This window comes from Chitinophaga silvisoli (genome assembly GCF_003412465.1).
Taxonomy (GTDB): Bacteria; Bacteroidota; Bacteroidia; order Chitinophagales; family Chitinophagaceae; genus Chitinophaga; species Chitinophaga silvisoli.
Map to the genome: position 1 here is coordinate 533368 of NZ_QTJV01000002.1, position 21481 is coordinate 554848.

At 48.3% G+C, this 21481-nt stretch carries 8 protein-coding genes; 2 read left to right on the forward strand and 6 right to left on the reverse strand.

All coding sequences use genetic code 11. The features are described 5' to 3' along the window. Positions 1–231 precede the first annotated feature (231 nt). Positions 232–2286 carry an excinuclease ABC subunit UvrB gene (gene uvrB, locus DXN04_RS08300; RefSeq protein WP_116852861.1) on the reverse strand — a complete coding sequence of 685 codons (2055 nt, stop codon included), beginning with the start codon at positions 2284–2286 and terminating at the stop codon, positions 232–234. Between the two features lie 108 nt (positions 2287–2394). Here uvrB and DXN04_RS08305 point away from each other — a divergent pair, with 108 nt between their 5' ends. Further along, positions 2395–3192 carry a S1/P1 nuclease gene (locus tag DXN04_RS08305; RefSeq protein WP_116852862.1) on the forward strand — a complete coding sequence of 266 codons (798 nt, stop codon included), beginning with the start codon at positions 2395–2397 and terminating at the stop codon, positions 3190–3192. Between the two features lie 68 nt (positions 3193–3260). Here the strand turns inward: DXN04_RS08305 and DXN04_RS08310 are convergent, their stop codons facing one another. Together DXN04_RS08310 and DXN04_RS08315 are read right to left on the reverse strand one after the other, a co-directional pair. Further along, positions 3261–4184, reverse strand: a complete 924-nt coding sequence (locus DXN04_RS08310; RefSeq protein ID WP_116852863.1) for a PfkB family carbohydrate kinase — start codon at positions 4182–4184, stop codon at positions 3261–3263. A gap of 54 nt (positions 4185–4238) precedes the next feature. Next, positions 4239–5648, reverse strand: a complete 1410-nt coding sequence (locus DXN04_RS08315; protein ID WP_116852864.1) for an MATE family efflux transporter — start codon at positions 5646–5648, stop codon at positions 4239–4241. Between the two features lie 203 nt (positions 5649–5851). Between DXN04_RS08315 and DXN04_RS08325 the strand changes: the two genes are divergently transcribed. Further along, positions 5852–6250: a hypothetical protein gene (locus DXN04_RS08325; RefSeq protein WP_116852866.1), complete on the forward strand. Its 399-nt coding sequence runs from the start codon at positions 5852–5854 to the stop codon at positions 6248–6250. 160 nt (positions 6251–6410) lie between these two features. On the opposite strand, the gene DXN04_RS08330 is transcribed toward DXN04_RS08325, so the two are convergent. The 3 genes from DXN04_RS08330 to DXN04_RS08340 all read right to left on the reverse strand — a co-directional run bounded on the left by DXN04_RS08330 (position 6411) and on the right by DXN04_RS08340 (position 21226). Continuing rightward, positions 6411–8420, reverse strand: coding sequence for an OmpA family protein (locus tag DXN04_RS08330; protein WP_116852867.1), 2010 nt, complete (start codon positions 8418–8420; stop codon positions 6411–6413). 16 nt (positions 8421–8436) lie between these two features. Further along, a complete protein-coding gene (locus DXN04_RS08335; RefSeq protein WP_116852868.1) occupies positions 8437–9447 on the reverse strand; it encodes a PorP/SprF family type IX secretion system membrane protein in 1011 nt (336 codons plus the stop codon). A gap of 70 nt (positions 9448–9517) precedes the next feature. Continuing rightward, positions 9518–21226, reverse strand: a complete 11709-nt coding sequence (locus DXN04_RS08340; protein ID WP_116852869.1) for an Ig-like domain-containing protein — start codon at positions 21224–21226, stop codon at positions 9518–9520. Positions 21227–21481 lie beyond the last annotated feature (255 nt).

Here is a 21481-nt window from a genome sequence, read left to right on the forward strand (position 1 = left end):
TGTTGTTTAAAATGCTTAAAAAACCTCTAACACATATGATAATTCGTAATATTAATTTTACTACTTAATGGTTTCCTGGAGGAAGTCACTATCGTTTTTAGGTACATTTTTTAGCCTTTTTTAAAAGGAAACCCCGAAAAAGAGGTCTCAAAAATCTTAAAACCAATTTTTCGGGGAGCAAGGCTGAAAAATTATGGGTAAATCAACCTTAAAAGTATTTATTAGTAAATTTTATAATTCTTTCATGGCATCCAATTCCCGCTGTAGTGCAAACATCTGGTCGCGGAGTCGGGCTGCTTCCATAAAGTCCAGATCCCTGGCTGCTTTTTCCATGTCTTTTTTGACCCTGGCAATTGACTTTTCCATTTGAGGGATGGTCTTGGCAGCGGCTTCCTGTTTGGCGTAGTCCACCGCATTTTCTGCTACCAGGGTTACCTCATCATGAACTGCAATAGGGGAGTTCTCATCGAAGTTCTTGATTTCCAATACGGATGTCTGGCCCATGATCTGTTCCTTGCTCTTCAATACCGTTCTTGGCGTAATGCCGTGCAGTCGGTTGTAAGCGATCTGCTTTTCCCGGCGGCGATCAGTTTCATCAATGGTACGCTGCATACTATCCGTAATCTTATCGGCATAGAAGATGACCAGACCATCTACGTTACGCGCCGCCCTACCAGCTGTCTGAGTCAGGGAACGCTCGTCACGGAGGAAACCTTCCTTGTCGGCATCCAGGATGGCAACCAGGGTTACCTCCGGCAGGTCAAGCCCCTCACGAAGCAGGTTCACACCTACCAGTACATTAATATTACCTAAGCGCAGGTCGCGGAGGATCTCTATTCTTTCCAGGGTATCCACTTCTGAGTGGATATACCTTGACTTAATATTAATACGTTGCAGGTACTTGTCCATTTCCTCAGCCATACGCTTGGTGAGGGTGGTTACCAGTACACGGCCACCGGCTTGTACACGTTTATCTATTTCCTCCAGCAGGTCGTCTACCTGGTTTATGCTCGGCCTTACCTCTATTGGGGGTTCCAGCAGGCCAGTAGGTCGTACTACCTGTTCTACCACCACACCTTCTGTCTGGCGCAGTTCATAGTCACCCGGCGTTGCACTGACGAAGATGGCCTGGTTCACCAGGTTCTCGAATTCGAAGAAGTTCAGCGGCCGGTTGTCCAGTGCTGAGGGGAGGCGGAAGCCGAAATCTACAAGGGTAAGCTTGCGGGAACGGTCACCACCATACATACCACCGATCTGTGGAATGGTGACATGGCTCTCATCTATGACTAAGAGAAAATCTTTCGGGAAGTAATCCAGCAGGCAGAATGGGCGGGTACCAGGGGTACGCCTGTCCAGGAAGCGGGAGTAGTTTTCGATCCCGCTACAATAACCCAGTTCCCTGATCATTTCAAGGTCATAATTTACCCTTTCTGAGAGGCGCTGGGCTTCTATATGTTTTCCCTCTGCCCTGAAGTAATCTACCTGTGCTTTCAGCTCATCCTGTATTTCGAAGATGATTTGTTGCATCATGTCTTTGGGAGCCAGGTAGAGGTTTGCAGGGAAGATAGCGGCATTATCCATGGTGCCGATGCGCTTTCCGTTCTGTACATCGAAGCTTTCTATTTCTTCTACCTCATCGCCGAAGAAGGTGATACGGTATGCATAATCTACATAAGGCAGGTTGATATCAACAGTATCTCCTTTTACACGGAAGTTACCACGGTTGAAATCGCCGGTGGTACGGGTGTACAGGGAGTTGACCAAACCGTGTAAAACGGTGTTGCGGCTGATGGTTTGACCCTTGTGCAGGCGGATGATACCGTTTTCATAATCGGTCGGGTTACCCATACCATAAATGCAGGATACGCTTGCAACCACGATGATATCTCTGCGACCGGAGAGCAAATTGGTAGTGGCTTTGAGGCGCAGTTTATCCAGCTCTTCGTTGATGGCAAGATCCTTTTCAATATAGGTATCGCTTACCGGCATGTAGGCTTCAGGCTGGTAGTAGTCGTAGTAAGAAACGAAATATTCGACAGCATTGTCGGGGAAGAACTGGCGGAACTCACCGTAGAGCTGGGCTACCAGTGTTTTATTGTGGGTAAGCACGAGGGTGGGGCGCTGTACCTGTTGGATGACGTTCGCAATGGTAAAGGTTTTACCGGAACCGGTTACACCCAGCAGGGTCTGGTAAGGAGCTCCATCCTGCACACCTTCCACCAGTTGTTTGATTGCTCCTGGCTGATCGCCGGAAGGAGCGTAAGGTGAATGAATTTTAAATGGCATAATCAAATTTACGTGAAAAAGGATAAACGGTTGTTGCTCCCTTCGCCAGAAGCAATCGTTTGTATTACCTTTACTTTTTAGTGACTTAACCAAGCTCATTTATTTTTTATGCTTAAGAAGTTATACCTGCTGGGTCTGGGCCTGATATTGCCGCTCATACCTTTATCTGTTTTTGCATGGGGCGTGACCGGACACCGCATTGTTGCTGAGATTGCCTACCGGCACCTTACACCAAAAGCTTTAAAAGCTGTACAGGCGATTCTTGGAAAAGAGAGTATGGCGATGGTGTCTACATGGCCTGATTATATTAAGAGTGATACCACGCATCGGTTTGATAGTCGTTATAGCTGGCACTTTGTAGATTTTCCTGCGCATGTGGATAAAGCCGGGATGGAAGCGACTTTGAAGACGATAAAAAAAGAGAATTTGTACGATGAAACAGAAGCGTTGATCAGTGAGTTGAAATCACGCAAGGGAACGAAGGAAGAGCAGTGGCTGGCGATGACTTACCTGATTCATATGATAGGGGATATGCATCAGCCTTTGCATGTAGGCAGAGACGAAGATCAGGGGGGTAATAAGATTCCGGTGATGTGGTTTGGAAATCAGTCCAATTTGCATAGGGTATGGGATGAGCAACTAATAGATTTTCAGCAGTTGAGTTATACCGAGTATACGGCGGCATTGGATACAGCAGATGCAGCGCAGATTAAGGTAATGCAGAGCGGGAGTGTGAAGGATTGGTTGTTTGAGTCAAATCAGCTGGCGGATAAGGTGTATGATAAGACAGCGGCTAATGAGAAGTTGAGTTATAAGTATAATTATCTTTTCGTGAAGGATTTGAATAGTCAGCTGCTTAAAGGAGGTTTGAGACTGGCAGCTATCTTAAATGAGATTTATAAATAGCAAAAAAATAAGCCGATCACTACATGATCGGCTTATTTTTTTTGAGCCCCTGTGGCGGGCTTTTAATGCTATACTAAATCAATGTCGAAGTTTACCAATTCTACGAACTGATCCAGTCTTGCAGAAATATCTTCCTGCGTAATTGTCTTCAGGCGATCCGCACCAAACTTCTCCACACAGAAAGAAGCCATTGCAGAACCCACAATAATCGCAGTCTTCATATTTTCAAAAGAGATGTCTTTTGTCTTAGCCAGGTGACCAATGAATCCACCTGCAAACGTATCACCGGCACCGGTTGGATCATATACATCTTCCAGTGGCAATGCTGGTGCAAAGAATACATGGTTTTCATGGAACAGCAATGCACCATGTTCACCTTTCTTAATAATCAGGTAACGTGGACCCATTGTCAGGATCTTACGCGCGGCCTTCACCAATGAATATTCACCAGACAACTGGCGGGCTTCACCATCATTTACCAGCAGTACATCTACTTCTTTCAGTACTTTCTTCAGATCATCCAGTGCTACTTCCATCCAGAAGTTCATTGTATCCATTACAATGAGCTTAGGCCTGGTCTTCATCTGTTTGATCACTGACATCTGTACCTGTGGTGTCAGGTTCCCTAAAATCAGGAACTCGCTACCCTGGTAGCTTTCAGGAATCACAGGATTGAAATCGCCCAGTACATTCAGCTCAGTAACCAGGGTATCACGGGTATTCATGTCCATATGATACTTACCGGACCAGTAGAATGATTTATCATCCTTTTTCACCTGTACACCTTCCAGCTCTACGCCCTTGGCTTTTAGTGCTTCCAGTTCAGACTGAGGAAAATCCCCACCTATCACAGATACCTGATTGATAGGTTGAACAAAGTTGGATGCTGCCCATGCAATATAGGTTGCGGAGCCACCTACGATTCTTCCGGACTTGCCAAATGGGGTTTCTATATCATCAAATGCCATAGTGCCTACAACTGTGAGCGACATGCGTAATACGTTTTAATTAAGAATATTAGAAATTTTGAACACGCGCAAAGGTAATTAAACTTTTACCCGCTTCCACCATCCTTTCCGGAATATGATGATACTGGCAATTGCCATCGCAGATTCTGCGGCAGCTATCGCTGTAAAAACACCAGCCGGCCCCCATGCATAATGTACCGCCAATGCCCATGCCAGCGGCATTTGAAACATCCAGAACCCAATGAGGTTAATAATTGTAGGGGTACGGGTATCGCCGGCACCATTAAAAGCCTGGGACAAGACCATTCCGTATGCATAGAATATATAGCCTAAGCTCACCAGCTGTAAAGCCTGTGCACCATAAGCCACTACTGTTTCCTGCTGGGTAAACAGCTGGATCACCGGCTTCGCCAGCAGGATAAAGAAGAGCGAGACAGCCCCCAAAAAGATCATATTGAAAAAGGCGGCTCTCCATACAGAACGCTCTGCCCTTTCCGGTTGCCCCGCCCCTAGGTTCTGCCCTACCAGCGCTGCTGCAGCATTTGCCATGCCACTCGCGGGCAGTATGGTAAAGATCACGACCCTGATGGCAACTGTATATCCCGCCACTGCCTCTTCACCAAAACGGGCGATCAGGCGTACCAGGAAAATCCAGCTGGTGGTGTTGATCAGCAGCTGGGCAGTACTCCCCATGGCTATCTTCAACAGCTTTCCTATTACAGGGAAATCCGGCTTCAAATGATGTACATTGATCCTGATCAGCCCTTTGCCACCAAACAGGTTATACAACTGGTAGCATACACCCACACCGCGGCCTATGCAAATAGCCAGTGCTGCTCCTGTAAGTCCCATGGCGGGTATCGGCCCCAGACCATTGATGAGCAGGGGACATAAAATAATGTTTACAATATTGGCAATCCAGAGTGAACGCATAGCCATAGCGGCATCGCCCACACCCCTGAAAATACCATTGATAAGAAATAATAATACGATCACCAGGTTACTGCCCATGATCATACGGGTGTAGATATTACCATGCTCCACTACATCGGCGGGTGCGCCCATCAGTGACAGGAGATCAGGTGCGAAAACGACACCCAGGATACTGATCACTACTGAAAAAATCACTGCGATATACAGGGATTGTACTGCACTATGCGCTGCGGCATCAGGATCTTTCTCTCCTGTACGCCGCGCTACCACTGCCGTGGCTGCCATACTCATGCCGAATGCAATAGTGTATACAATGGTGAGAATAGATTCAGTTAACCCTACAGTTGTGATTGCATGTGTACCCAGTTTGCTTACAAAGAAGATATCTACTACTGCCAGGAGTGATTCCATCACCATCTCCAGGATCATGGGTACTGATAATAAAAATATAGCCCGGTTTATACTACCGGTCGTGAATTCAGTCTCTGTGCCGGATACTGCGGATATAAATAACCGGAATACCCTGCGCAGACGATTGTCAGCTGCCTGCTGCATTGTGAAATTGTTATAGAAGTTAGCAATGAAAGTTGGTACGGCTGTACCGCAAAATTGGAGGTCGAAAGGAGGATCACGGACGTACCGGATCGGGAATTACATATTCATAGTTCGTAGATTGAAGGCTACGAAGGTAGTTTTTTTTATTGGAAAGATAAGGGGAGGGGAGTACGGGCATTGTCTACATACAAAACTCTATATTTATGTTCTCTAAAATGAAACCCGTTATCTTATCTATGGCGGTGATTGTAGCCACCGTTATCGCCTGTTCAAAAGAAAAACAAACCGCCCTGCAGGAACAGGATAAGATTGCAGCAGATGCTGCCCTGAAGGGAGATAGTACACATTTACCGGGCGACAGTACGCACCTGCCTGGTGATAGTACACACTTACCGGGGGATAGCACCCATTTGCCTCATGACAGTACACATCTGCCTCATGACACGCTGCCACATTATCCGCATGACACCTTACCACATTATCCGCACGATACGCTGCCACATTATCCGCATTACCCACATGATTCTACAGGTGGTGGTGATTCTACCGGTGTACCGCCAATCGATACTTTTGCAACACGCAGCAGACATAGCAGGCATTAATGTTCAGGTGCTTCCTACTGTTTCGTTTTCATAACAGCAACACCACTTTGTTTATATATAAAAAATAATGGCCGGTCTTGCAACCGGCCATTATTATGATGGTCCTCTTATCGATAGGATATGGCTCCCACCCTGTGGTGGGTTTAACCTTCTTTATAGCTTATTGCGATAACTGGGTTACACGCAACACCTTGAATTCTGTTCTTCTGTTCAGCTGTCTTCCTTCAGGATTATCTTTACCATTCGGCAGCGTATTCGGTGCTATCGGCCTGGATTCACCATAACCTTTCGCAATCATGCGGGATGATGGAATACCTCTGCTGATCAGGTAGTCTACACAGGATTGTGCCCTGCGCTGAGACAACTTCATGTTATATTCATCCTTGCCCTTACTGTCTGTATGGGCACTCATTTCGATGATAATATTCGGATTATCCTGCATAATAGAAACTACTGTATCAAGTACAATCAGTGATTGTGGACGCAGGGTTGCTTTATCGAAATCGTAATAGATATCCTTCAGGATAATCGGCTTCCCGATTTCATAACGTTTCAGGCAGATGGAAGGACTTTCCATGGAATCCACCTTCTCCAGCTGATCTGTATTGATATAGATCGCTTTGGAGAAGTAATTTTCTTTCTCTGCCATGATCTTATAATTCCTCTTCGCCTCTACTTCAAAGCGATAACGACCTGTTTCATCGAGTGTTACCTGTTGTAGTACTTTTTGCTGAATGGTATCGATCAGGGTGATCTTTGCACCTGACAGAGGCAGATTATTATCACAATCCATCACCATTCCATGGATCGATTTGGAAATCCGTTTGATATGGAATAATTCAAGACAGCATACTGATTCCCTGTCGGAGCTGATGTAGCCTCCATTCATAGGATGTGACCAGTCAGAAGCCGCATAATAGATATCATCCTTTGGAGAGTTCAGTGGCGCACCCAGGTTTTTAGGCACTGCCCAGCTACTGAAGTCACCTTCGCTGGAAAAGAAATCCAGTCCACCCAGGCCTACCCGGCCATCAGAGCTGAAGATCAGCATATGCCTGTCGCCGTCATAGAATGGAGCCTGCTCTTCATCGCGGGTATTGATCCCAGTACCCATATTTCTTGCAGCACCGGGGGTATTCTTATCCAGCATACTATACCAAAGGTCATTCTTACCCATACCACCGGGTCTGTTGGATGCAAACAACAGGTATTTTCCATCAGCAGTTACAAAAGGCTGCATGGAGCTATAGCCATCCACGTTTACATTTGGTCCTAATGGCTTTGGTTCCGACCAGTCATTGCCACTACGGGTGCTCACATAGATAGCGGCTGCTTTTACCCCGTTTTTATTCGTCCAGCGGGTCAGGAAGATAGAATTACCATCAGGTGTGATGGCTGATACTCCCTGATCCACACCTTTTACTTCAGGTATGGCCAGGGGGCGACTGTTGCTGAAAGCCGCATCTTTTCCATCGGCCTGAAATAAGCTGTTGATATAAGGGTTTTCCTTCTTCTTTTTTTCCAGTACAGTAGTATCCGGGCGGGAAGAGGTATACAATAGAAGGTTCTTTCCCAGCAGGGCAGGTGCATAGTTGGCACCCCCTACGTTTACATCGCCATTCAGTTTCGTCACGATATAACCGGGTGTACGGCTGGCTTCGGAGATCGCAAATTCGCAGCTTGCGATTTCCAGTGCTACACGCGATGTGATATCATCTACCTTGGTATACTTGTCCTTAAACTGTTTGAACTGGTCAATGGCTTCCGGATATTTACCATTTGCGCGCAGGCATACTCCATACCAGAAGCGGGCCAGCGGGAATAAGTCCGGGTTATTATAGCTCACTACTTCTTCATAATACTTCTCTGCATTGCCGAAGTCATTGTACATGCGGTAAGATTCTGCGAGTCTGTATTTTACAGTTTCATAATCTTTGACCTTACCTGTTTCTTTTCCTTTGGATCCTGGCTGATAGGGCAGGATTTCATTGGGGTTTATCTTAAATGTTCCCAGTGCCCGCTGGTAATATTGGGCAGCAGAATAATAGTCTTTAGCTTCATAATACACATCGCCTGTCCGCTTATAATCGTAAACGTACTGTGCCTGTAAAGAGTTAACCACAAATAAGCAGCAAACGATGGCCAGCCAATAGTGTGAATTTTTTTTCATCCGTTATTTTTTTGTTTTACAACCGTGGGCATATGAAGTATTCCTCTCCATACACTTTTTTCTTACGGCTGATGAAAGACAGGGAGATTTCGAAACTGTTGCTGCCATTGACCAGCCTTCTCAGGTTGGAGGCGTTTACATCATAACTCAGGCCCAGTACAAAATTTTTGAAGTGGAAACCGGCAAATGGAATCGCGGAATCATTCCAGCGATAGTTACCACCTATCAGGAAATCAAAGTCTTCATTTACCAGGAATGATCCGTATACTCCTGCTACTATTTCCTCAGCATTACCCTGTCTCATGTACATACCATTTGGAGTAAAGCTCAGCAGGTCATTCACCTTGATACGGCTACCACCCTGTAACAGGTAACGGACAGGTAGTTTCCTGTTAGCTCCTGTCACGAAAGGATCTACCGGCTGTGTAAGGTGCCCGGCAGAAAAACCTACAAACGGGTTGAGCTGGTGGTTGGGGTTACCATCAAAGAACATGGCACCTGCGGCAGCATCAAAAACATTGGAGGAGGTAGTATTGATATTTTCTCCACTTGATTTTGAAGGGTCAAAGCCGATTACCGGATCGTACTGGCTGCCCAGCTGCCATTTGGAAGGATCGATACGGCGGTTGATCATACCGGCCTGCACGCCGAATACCAGCTGACTGGTACCAGTAGCACCAAAACGAACACCTCTGTAGGAGAAGCTGGCCATACCATTGAAGTAATTGTAACCTGCGTCACCTGCTTTCATGTTGGTCACATTGATACCGATCCCTACATTGTTTGCGGCTGCCGCATCGAATGAGAAGCCCATAGTAGAAAAGGGTTTACCAATATTCACCCATTGGTTACGATAATTGGCGGAGGCCCTGTAGTCTCCGTCAATTACACCTGTCAATGCAGGATTCAGCCACAACGGATAGGCATAGTATTGAGAAAAATGGGGGTCAACCTGCGCCCTGGTAAGTCCCGGCAGGAACGCTGCAGCCGCCATTAATAGAATAGCGAGTATATTCTTATTCTTCATGGGAAGAGGTTTATCATTTTGATATTAATAACCGGGATAGTGATTGTCACTATCCCGGTAGCTGTATTAGTTATCGTACAATGGTTACGGTACCCTTCCTGTTAACAACAGTACCATCCTGCAGGGTAGCTTTCAGTATATAGATGTATACACCTACCGGCTGCTGTGTGCCACTCATGGTACCATCCCATCCTCTTGTCTGATCTTTCGTTTCGAAGACCAGCTGACCATACTGGTTATAGTAAGTCATTACAATAGATTTGATGGTATTGCCATACACATAGTGGATATCATTGAAGCCATCGCCATTCGGTGTGAACACGTTTGGAACAAAGACCTTGTTGCCTTGTGGGTTCTTCGATTCACCGGTTACGGCATTGGAGAGACCACTTGTTTCGCAGCTTTCGCTACCCAGTGCTCTTACCTGTATGGTCACAGGCTGACCAGGAGTGAGGCCATAGACGGTATGCGTAGTACCTGTGCTGCCGGAGCTTGGAGCAGTGAAGTTCGCACCATTGTTCGTAGTCACTTCATAGCCCGTTGCACCTGCTACAGGATCCCATGTGAATGTTATGGCATTGGTAGTAGTGAGTGCTGTATCTACACTTACTATCGGTGCATCCAGTGGTTCCAGTATCGTTACTGTAGCTGCTACTCTTGTACCACTTGAACAACCACCGGCAGAAGCTACTTCTACATAGTAAGTCGTGGTAGCTGTGAGCGCCGGAGTAGTGAACGAAGCTCCTGTTGATACAGCTGTACCGCCCGTAGCTGTTGTATACCAGCTGAAGCTTGCACCAGCAGTAGTGGATGTAGCTGTCAGTGTTGCGGAATTGTTTGGACAGATGCCTGCTTCATTGCCTGTCACCACAGCATTGTTACCCGGTGTACCAATTGATACTGTTACGGCTGTACGGGTATTGCTTGCGCAACCATTCGGATTCTGCGCTTCCACATAATACATGGTAGTACCTGTGATAGCAGGAGTGGTGAAGGTAGCACCTGTGCCGGCTGCTGTACCACCAGTGTTAGTAGTAAACCACTGATAGGTGAGCGCTGCATTTGGATTTTGTACCTGCAGTGTTGCACTGGAACTTGCGCAGGTTACGACTGCTGCATTGACTACTACAGGAGCAGCAGGTGTCGCATTGACTGTAACAGGAACTGAAGTGCGGCTTACGCTTACACAACCACCGGTAGCTGCTTCCACATAGTAAACTGTATTAGCAGTGAGTGCCGGTGTAGTGAAGTTTACACCTGTGAATACGGGTGTACCACCACTTGCAGTTGTGTACCATTTATAAGAGTAACCTGAAACCGGGTTGGTCACGGAGAGGACTACAGTATTGCCGGAGCAGACTGCGGCACCAGTTGTTGCCACCGGAGCATCGATCGTATTGGTGATAGTTACCGTTACACCTCTGCGTGCCTGGCTGCTACAACCTGAGCTGTTCAGCGCTTCTACGTAGTAAGTAGTATTGGTGCTGAGGGCAGCCGTTGTATAATCAGGACCTGTAGAGAGCAGGTTACCACCAGCCGGTGCATCGTACCAGCGATAGGTGAGTGCTGCATCAGGGTTCAGTACGGAGAGGGTCGCAGTACCGCCTACACATTTTGTTACATTAGCAGATACGACATCAGGAGTGGTAGCAGAATTATCCACTACGATGCTGCCTGCTGTGCGGGTAGTGCTTACACAGGTTGTACCGATCAGCGTTTGTACATAGAAGGTCGCATTTGCGGTCACTGCTGTCACGGTGTAAACAGGGCCGGTGAATACCAGGGTACCGCCATTGGCAGCATCGTACCATTGGTAAGTGGCACCTGTTTGCGGATTCAGTACAGACAATGTACCGTCGTTGCCAGCACATACTTTCACGCTACCTGATACCAGGGTTGGTGCATCAGGTGAGGTGCCGACTGTAACTGTAGCACTTACTCTTGCGCTGCTGCTGCCACAACCGGAAGTTGTATTCACAGCTTCTACATAATAAGTGGTAGTTGCAGTCAGTGCTGGTGTGGTGAAGGTAGGTCCTGTGAATACAGGCGTACCACCAGTTGCTGTTGTATACCAGTTATAATCTACCCCGGTAGTAGTTGAGGTCACCCGCAGGATTGCGGTGGTACCGGAGCAGGTAGTGATATTATTTGATTCCAGTGTCGGAGTCGGTGCCGGAGTTGCTACGAGCACGCTCACTCTTGCTCTTACGGCACTACTGCAGCTGCCATTGGTAGCTTCTACATAGAAGTCAGTGTCAGTATTGATGACAGGCGTAGTAAACGTAGCACCTGTACCCAGTGATGTGCCACCAGTTGCAGTGCTGTACCAGCGATAAGTAAATGCCCCATTCGGGTTCTGTACAGAGAGCTGAGTGGTGCTACCCTGACATACGCTTACTGAAGCTGCACTCACTGCCGGTGTACCTGGAGATACGACAGCTACTACGCTGGCTTTTGTACGACCGCCGGTGTTTACACAACCACTGGTATTTACAGCTTCTACATAGTAGTCAGCGCTGGCTGTTACATTCCTGATGGTGATAGTAGTACCTGAACCAATCAGGGAACCTGCCGTAGCAGCATCATACCACTGGTAGGTGACACCGCTTTGTGGTGTGGATACAGACAATATTGCATCCTGACCTGTACATACATTGATGCTGGCGGCGCTTACTACCGGTTGAACCGGATTCAGTGCCACATTAGCTGTAGCTGCTACTCTGGCTGTACCTGCTGTACAACCGGAGGCTGTGTTCACAGCTTCTACATAGTATACTGTAGATGTATTCAGTGCAGCTGTTGTATAAGATGCCCCTGTGAATACCGGTGTACCACCTGTGAGAGTCGTGTACCATTTATAAGTAATACCAGTAGTGCTGGATGTAACCTTGAATGTTGCCTGCTGGCCTGCGCAAATATTTACATTATTTGCCTGCAGGGTTGGTGTTGGAGCACCTGCACCAACAGTTACAGTTGCCTTAACTCTTGTAGCGAGCGTACAGCTGCTGTTGCTGGTTTCTACATAGAAGGCAGTATCTGCAGTCAGTGCATTAGTCACGTAAGTAGTGCCGGTGAACAGCAGTGTACCACCTACAGGCGCGCTATACCACTTAGTGGTGATATTGGACCCTGTGACGGTAGCAGTGAGAGTAGCAGTATTGCCGGAACAGATATTTGCATTGTTTACAGTAGGTGCGGTCAGTGCCGGTACTACATTGACAGCTACAGATACTCTGTTAGGATTCGCACAACCATTGGATGTACGTACTGCCTGTGCATAATAAATAGTATTTGCAGTCAATACCGGCGTGGTGAAGGAAGGACCATCGCCCACCTTGGTACCAGCGGCATTGTACCATTCTATAGATGCAACAGCGCTGGCTGTAGCAGTGAGGGTAGCGGTTGTACCACTACAGATAGTTGTGCTTCTCACAGCTACTACCGGAGCAGATACCTGGCGGGAAGCATAGTAAACGCGGAGGTTTACAAGGGCGGAGATCACACCACCTCTCAGTTTAACCTGTACGCGGTCGTAAGTAGCACCAGGCGCGAAGGCTACGGTGAACTTATTACTGCCACTCAGTAAGGATACTTTCAGGTTACTGCTGTTGAGCAGGAGGGCATCATTATTTGCAGTAGCACCATTGAAGCTGGATACTTCAATTGCGCCCAGTAATGAAGCGTCCAATACCTGTGCAGGCAATTCCAGAACCAGTCTTACGCTATCACCTGCGGCAGCAGCGTTCGGGAAGATGAGGGATTGCTGTACACTTCCGCTACCGGCAGCCAGTGGTACTGACAGCAGGGAGAAGTTATCAGTATTTGCATCTGTTGTATTGGCTGCATCCTGTACAGAACACAGTACGCAAACAGCAGTAGTGCTATTGATTTGTGCATTTGCAAAGTCACACGTAGTATTTGGTACAACCGTTACAGTGAGTGGAACCGCAGTACGCTGACTACCACAGGTAGCAGAATCTGCTACGGCCTCTACGTAATAAGTGATATCACTCGTAAGTGCCGGTGTAGTGAATACATTGCCTGTGAATACAGGTGTACCACCCGCGGCATCTGTATACCAGTTGTAAGTAACACCTGTAGCAGCAGGAGTGACTGTCAGCGTTGCTGTCTGACCAGATACTACCTGACCACCTGCCGGCGATACATTTACAGTTGGTGCTGCAGGAATTGCATTCACCTTTACAGTCGCCGCAGTCCTTGTAGCGCTTGCGCAGATACCTGCTGCCGCTTCTACATAGTAAGTAGTAGTCGTGTTCAGTACCGGCGTAGTGAAGGTAGCACCTTCAAATACAGGGGTTCCACCAGTTGGAGTAGTATACCAGCGGAATACTACGCCATTCGTAGCAGCAGAAGCTACCAGTTGTACAGAGCTACCAGCACATACTTCGGCAGTACCAGGTGTTACGGTTACTAAGGCTGGTTGTGTGATGACATTGGCAGTCACCATGGTACGGGTAGTGTTGGAACAACCCGCAGCATTGGAAGCTTCTACATAATATACAGTAGTTGTGCTTAAAGCAGGAGTAGTAAATGAATTACCTGTGAAGATTGCTGTGCCACCTGACAATGCGGTATACCAGCGATAGGTTACACCTGTAGCAGGTTTCACATTGAAGGTTGCAGTACTGCCACTACATACGGTGATGCTGGTTGTATCCAGTGCCGGTGCATCCGGTACAGGATCTACTACTGCGGTAACAGGCACCCTGACAGGATTAGGACAAGTCAGGCTTGTTTTCACAGCCTCTACATAATAAGTAGTGGTAGTGTTCAGTGCCGGGGTTTGATAGCTGGTACCAGTGAAGATGGATGTACCACCTACAGCGGTTGTATACCAGCGGAAGCTGACGTTGGACGGGCCTGTTGCCAGCAGGGTAGCACGGTTACCAGCACAAACTGTATCTCCGCTTACTACCGGCAGACCAACCAGGCGGCTGGCGTAGTGAATGTTCACTGCACTCAGTGCGGTAGCCAGACCTGAGTTCAGGCGTACTACGATCCTGTCGAAGAGACCTTTAGGTTTGAAGCCAACAAGTGCTTGTGAGTTGCCGCCGAGCAGACTCACATTTACGCCTGCAGCATTCAGTGCTACAAAGTCATTGTTGGAAGTAGTGCCATTGTAAGAGCCTACCTGTATAGTTCCCAGCAGACCTACATCTGCCAGAGAGCTGGAGAAAGACAGCCTGATCTGAACGCTGTCATTCAGTTCGCTCACCTGCGGGAAGATCAGGGTTTGCTGTACATAACCACCTGTGAGACCCAGGATCACATGCAGCGTGGAGCTGCTGCTGGTGCTGTTGTCTACTGACAGGGCTGGATTTTCTACATAGCAACCTATGCAGATGCCATTTGCATTGTTGGTTTCTGATGTTGCGGCATCGCAGGGAATATCATTATTACCCGGTATTACGGTAGCGGTTACCGATACACGGGATGCGCTCTTACAACCGGCAGCATTCACTGCTTCTACGGTGTAGGTGGCAGTGGCCGTGAGGGTACCGGTGTTGAATACGGCACCGGTGAAGATAGAATCGCCGGCAGCGTTATACCATTTATAAATCAGATTAGTTCCGGTAGCATGAGCGGTGAAAGTAGCGCTCTGACCACTGCTGATGGAAGTACCCATCGGCGTAACAGTGAGTCCTGTCGGTACTGCATTCACCGTCACAGCTACACGGGTCCTTGTTGTGCTGATACAACCGTTATTGTCTGCTTCTACATAAAAAGCAGTATCGGCTGTCAGTGCATTCGTTGTGTAGTCTGGAGTAGATGCCAGCAGGGTGCCTCCGGTAGCAGCAGTATACCAGCGGAAAGTAGCTCCCGCAGGTGCGGTTGCCAGCAGGGTTACCTTATCCCCGGCGCAGATGCTCCTGGCAGCAGCAGTTGGTGCTACAGGTGTATTACCTACACTGACCATCACGGGCACCCTTGTTGGGTTTGCACAACCAAAGCGGCTGGCTTCTGCATAATAGGTAACTGATGCATTGAGAGCAGCAGTTCTAAATGTATCGCCGGTAGCAACCGCTGTACCGCCTATAGCGCTGGTGAACCAGGCAATGTCAGCATCATTGGTAGTTGTGGCTACGAGGGTAGCGGCATTGCCACTACATACATTGGCAGCTGATGCAGTTACATCAGGTCGTGGGGTAACGACTGCTGCGAAGTATACATTCACAGAGGTGAGTGCAGTGAGCAGACCATTAATGCTTACCAACACACCATTGAAGGTTTTGGTGGCAGGTATAGTTACCCTGAACTTATTGCTGGTGTTCAGCAGGGTGAGGCGGACAGGAGCATCGGAGAGATAACGACCATCGCCATTGGCAGTAGCGCCATTATATGTTTCTACCCTGATACCGCCCAGCAATGTTACATCCGCTACTTTGCCAGGTACTTCCAGATCCAGCGTAATACTGTCGCCGGCAGGGTAAGTATTATTATACCTCAGCAGCTGACCGATATAACCGGCAGCATTTAAGGTAGCATTGATAGTAGATGCAGAGTTTGCGTTCTGATCTACTGCCAGTGCAGGATTGCTCACAGAGCACAACAGACATACACCGCTGATAATAGGACTTTGCTGCGAGGTAGCATAGCTACAAGGTGTTGGCTCTGTAGGCAGGTTGATATCTACCCTTACAGCTGTACGGGTAGCGCTGGTACAACTATTCACCGGATCCCGTACTTCCACATAGTAGATAGCTGCTGCCGTAAGAGCAGCAGTTGTATACGTAGTGGAATTAGCCTTCAGCAGGTTACCGCCTGCCGGTGCATCGTACCAATTATATTGATATGCCGGGTTTGGACTTAATACCGAGAAGGTGGCAGTCTGACCGGAATTGATAGTTTGTGTAGCCGGGTTTACCAATGGCTGTGGCAGACCTACCATTACATACACGGCTTTGCGCACAGGGTTTGCACAACCACTGCTGGACACGCCTTCTACATAATAGATCGCATTGGTAGTAGGTGTTACCGTGTAAGTAGCACCGGTAGACAGGGCTGTACCACCTGTAGGCTGACTATACCAGCGGAAAGTAGTACCAGGGCCAGTAGCTCTGAGTGTAGCAGGAGAACCTGCACATGCATATACCGTATCTTTTTCAACGGTTGGTGTACCTGCAAAAATCTGTGCTGAATATACTTTCAGGGCAGTGAGGGCTGTAGCCAGACCATTCAGCCTGATATTCACCCTATCATATGCAGCACCTGGAGCGAAAGTGTAGATCAGGTCGCGGTTGCCATTCAGCAATTGCAGGTTTAGGGTGCCACTATTCAGCGTTACCGCATCATTATTAGCTGTGGCACCGTTAGAAGAGGAAATCTGGATACCAGCCAGTGCACTCAGATCTGCCAGACCTGTAGTGAAGCCCAGCCTGATCCTTACACTATCTCCTTTCACACCGGGTGCAGGGAAAATCAGGGATTGCTGTACATAGGAACCTACCCCCAGGATAGTGTGAATTACAGATGCAGTAGCAGTACTATTGTCCACAGCAGAATCCTGTTTCTCTACGTAACAACCTACGCAGATGCCGCTGGTAGTAGAGATCTGGGAGCTGGCACCGCCACAATCTATATCACCTACAGGAGCTGGTCCGCCAGTACCATTCAGGGTAATAGCCACTGGTGTACGCAGGCTCTTACAGCTTGCATCGCCCAGGGATACTGCTTCTACATAATAGGTAACATTGGCAGTAACTGGAGGTGTAGTAAACTGAGATCCTACATATGCAGGTGTACCGCCGGCAGGCACTGTATACCAGTTGTACTGATAAGCGGCATTTGGCGATACTACATTGAAGGTGGGAGTAGCGCCTTCTGCTACGGTAGCAGTAGATGGCGTTACGTTTACACCTGGCAAACCTACTTTTACAGCTACTGGTGTGCGTTTTTCACTACCACAACTATCTGCACCTACGGCTGCCACGAAGTAAGTAGTGTCTTTGGTGACCGCTGGCGTAGTGAATGTAGTGCCATAACCAACAGGGGCACCTCCTGTGTAGGAGGTATACCACCGGTAGTTATAGCCGGTAGGACCTACAGCAGTTAATGTAGCGGCAGTACCGCTACAAGCATATACAGTTGGTGCTGACACCTGAGCGATCGGGGTCACCACCTGTGCATAATAAAGATTGTAAGAAGCGAGGGCTGCCAGTAAACCATTGATGCGAATTTCGACGCGATCGAAATCTTTTGTAGCCACAAAGGTATAGGCCGATTGTTGTGCACCATTTAACAGGCGTACACTGAGCAGGGCAGGATTCAATGCTACCATATCTGCATCTGCAGGGCGTGCACCATTGCCGGTACCTGCGCTTAATCCGGCAAGCAGCGTAGCATCCAGCAGGCCTGTGGTAGTACCAAGACCAATGCGGATAGAGTCACCTGCCTTTCCCGAATGAGGGAATACCAGATCCTGATAAATGACTGCACCCAGGCCAACATTGATACGGAGATTGGAAGCTGTGGTCGGGGATGCATCTACTGCATTGGCAGCATCCGTTACACCACAAAGGAGACAGAGTAAGCCTGTCACTCCGTTATTCTGAGTAGTGGCGCCGCTACAACTCAGGGGACCATTGCCGGTAGTATCTGTTACATCTACAGTAACAGCAGTTCGCCCGATACTGATTAATCCATCAGTAGGAGAAACTGCTTCGACATAATAGGTCTTGTCAGCATACAGGATCGGTGTTGTGAAAGAGCTTCCTGTGCTTACAGGTGCACCGCCGGTAGGTACATCGTACCAGTTGAAGATCGCATTTGGAATGGACGGGATACTGGCATTGAGTGTAGCGGTCTGACCGGCATTGATGTTCGCAGGGCTTGGGGTGACCGTTACCGGTATCATTGCCGCTGCTTCATAAATATATAATGAGTTATCAGCCGCCACGAGGCTGCTGAGGTCTATTGTTGCTGCATCGAAATCCTTTGTTACAGGGATTGCAATACGCACCTTAGAGATCGTATCACTTGACAGGAGGTCCAGTGCCAGGAGCGGTGCATTCAATGCTGTACGATCATTGTTGCTCACATTGTTCAGTGAGGTAGTGACACCAATATTGCCCAGCAGGGAAGCATTGGCAATCGGATCACCTTTTACACCCAGTGTCAGGATGATACTATCTCCCGGATGATATACACCGGGGAAAGTGATCTTCTGACCTACAGAGGTAGCAACACCCAATGGCAGTGAGAGACGGGAAGCCGTAGTCGTATCACCATCTATGGCCAGTTGCGGATTCTGTACACTACACAGTGCACAGGCCACCCCTGTAGTGATCGGAGAGGTCTGGTCGGTGCCATATGTCCATAACGGGCCATTGCCACCCCCTATGGTTACAGGAACGGCAGTACGGGTAAGGCTGGTAGTTCCTGCAGGATCTTCTGCTTCTACATAATAAGTGGTATTGCGGATGAGTGCAGGTGTAGTATACGCTCCTGAGCCGCTGAATACCGGTGTGCCACCGGTAGGAGTGGTGTACCAGTTATAAGTAGGATTTGAGATCCTGATAGAAGGTGTTAAAGTAATGCCTGTATTGTAAGCAGTTTTTGCCGGATTCGGGGTTACAGAAACAGGAATCATGGCAGCTACTTCATACAGTTTCAGAGAGCCGGAAACGCCGAGCAATCCGCCAAAGTCGACCTTCACACCGTCGAAGGTATTCGTAGCAGGAATAGTTACTTTGAATTTGCGGGCGTTGTTCAATCCACCACCCAGTAACTGTAATTTTATTGCCGGGTTATCCAGGGAACGGGTATCATTATTAGACACCGCGGGACCTGCAATGCTGTTCTGGTAAGTAGTCACAGATACTTTAGGCAGTACTACCGCAGCCAGATTTTCGGTAGGTGCCTCCAGGAACAGGACGATGCTATCGCCTGACTGATATACACCAGGGAGTTTTACCAGCTGACCTATAGTAGATAGCACGCCTAATGGGACTGTCAGAGTAGAGGCGGTGGTGGTATCACCATCTGCAGCAAATGCAGAATCAGTAACTGTACAGGCAGCACAGGCAACGCCGCCGGTGATGGGACTTTCCTGGTCCTGACCATAGCTCCAGATGGTACCCGGACCACCGGCTACTTTGATCGTTACCGGTGTTCTGACATAGCTGCTCAGGTTATTATCAGGATCATAAGCTTCTGCATAGTATGTAGATGTTCTGGACAGTGCAGGAGTTGTAAACGGGTTACCGGTAGATACAGGAGAGCCACCGGTAGGAGTAGTATACCATCTGAATGTAGGTGAACTCACCCTTGCATCAATACTGGCAGTCAGGGTTTGTGAACTGCCGGCAGTGGTAGTAGGTGCAGATGGAGTAACAGTAACCGGAATAACGGCTGCTGCTTCATAAATGCGCAATGCACCATAGGCGGTGAAAGCGGTACCGAGGTCAATTCTTACACCATCGAAATCTTTAGTGACGGGGATGGTTATCCGTACTTTGGGGGTATTTCCCAGTCCCAGGCCGGAAGCCTGTAAATGAACAAGACTATTATTGAGGAAAACAGGATCGTTATTCGAAGTGGTACCTGAGTAGGTAGTTACCTGGATCGCTGATAATGCAGCTGCAGAGATTAACTGGCCGGGGACATCCAGATCCAGTACAATTTCATCTCCGGCTTTGTATTTACCTGGGAATGCAATGTACTGACCCACGGAAGACAGTGCGCCTACCGGCATGGAGAGGGTAGAAGCGGTAGTAGTATCAGCATCTACGGCATTGTCCGGATTATCAACCACACAGAGAGCACAGGCAACACCGTTAGTGAGGGTACTGACCTCCCGGTCGCCATACATCCAGAGCAAACCGTTGCCACCGCCTACCAGTACCTGTATTGGTGTACGTACGGGGCTTACCAGGCCATCGGCAGGATTGGTCGCTTCAACATAAAAGGTGGTAGTACGGTTTAGTACGGGAGTGGTAAAGTTAGTACCGCTGCCAATGGCAGTACCGCCATCTGCTTCTGTATACCATTGGAAGGTAGCACCTGGAATGCGGGGTAAAGCAGCGGAGAGGGCAACAGTACCGCCGGTGATCACCGCTGGTGTAGCGGGAGAAACGGTAACAGGCTGGAAAGCGGATGCTTCATATACACGGAGTGAGCTGAAAGCCGTAACAACGGCGGAGAAGTTCAGCTGCACCTGATCGAAGGTGTGTGAGATGGGGATTACGACGCGGAACTTGGGGGTGCTTCCGATGCCGAGGCCCAGGAGGTCTACTCCAACGATGTTGTTGTTCAGTGATATGACATCGTTGTTACTCACGCCAGCATTGAAGGTAGTGACGGAGAGGGCGGAGAGCAGGGAGAGTGATACATTTTTGTCCGGGATTTCCAGGTCGAGGGCGATGGCATCGCCTGCCTGGTAAGTGCCGGGAAAAGAAAGCTGGAGACCGACACCTCCCACAGCGCCCACAGGCAGATTCATGGTAGCTGCAGTGTTGGTATTGCCATCTACGGCATTGGCGGCATCGCTCACACTGCAGGCGGCGCAGGCCAGTCCAAACGTAACAACGTTAGGATTGGTTGCGCTGCTCCAGAGGGGCCCATCAGCGAAATAAGCACCGGAAGTGATCCAGTACTGCCATGGTAGTTGTTTTTTTGATACCGGCGCATAGGGGTGCAACGCAGTATATGCCTGCAACCATGACAAGGCCTTGTTATTTTTTATGTCGTTGCCAGGGTCGGTAGCAACAGACGCAGGAATTTTCTCCGCAAAGGAGATTCCTGCCGGCAACCCAACCATGCAAAGACATGAAAAAATAGTAAGAATAAAAGCTCTTAGGGAGCCTTTAAGAGTAGCGTTAAGATGCATAGAAATCAATTGGTTCGGGTTATAAAGCGTGTATGTTTTTCACAGTTATTATTTTCATTCTCGTTTTTCCAGGAATTCAGGTTAGCTATGCATCACATTGAGTCTGGCGGCCAGCAGGCCACTCAATAGGATACATAGCACATATATGGTATGTCTATGCATTGGCACGGTCATGAAGGGGAGGTA

Excerpts from the sequence above, each read along its gene's own strand:
- DXN04_RS08310 (WP_116852863.1), bottom strand. The coding sequence starts at position 4,184 with ATGTCGCTCACAGTTGTAGGCACTATGGCATTTGATGATATAGAAACC.
- DXN04_RS08305 (WP_116852862.1), top strand. The coding sequence starts at position 2,395 with ATGCTTAAGAAGTTATACCTGCTGGGTCTGGGCCTGATATTGCCGCTC.
- DXN04_RS08330 (WP_116852867.1), bottom strand. The coding sequence starts at position 8,420 with ATGAAAAAAAATTCACACTATTGGCTGGCCATCGTTTGCTGCTTATTT.
- DXN04_RS08315 (WP_116852864.1), bottom strand. The coding sequence starts at position 5,648 with ATGCAGCAGGCAGCTGACAATCGTCTGCGCAGGGTATTCCGGTTATTT.
- DXN04_RS08340 (WP_116852869.1), bottom strand. The coding sequence starts at position 21,226 with ATGGTTGGGTTGCCGGCAGGAATCTCCTTTGCGGAGAAAATTCCTGCG.
- DXN04_RS08325 (WP_116852866.1), top strand. The coding sequence starts at position 5,852 with ATGTTCTCTAAAATGAAACCCGTTATCTTATCTATGGCGGTGATTGTA.
- uvrB (WP_116852861.1), bottom strand. The coding sequence starts at position 2,286 with ATGCCATTTAAAATTCATTCACCTTACGCTCCTTCCGGCGATCAGCCA.
- DXN04_RS08335 (WP_116852868.1), bottom strand. The coding sequence starts at position 9,447 with ATGAAGAATAAGAATATACTCGCTATTCTATTAATGGCGGCTGCAGCG.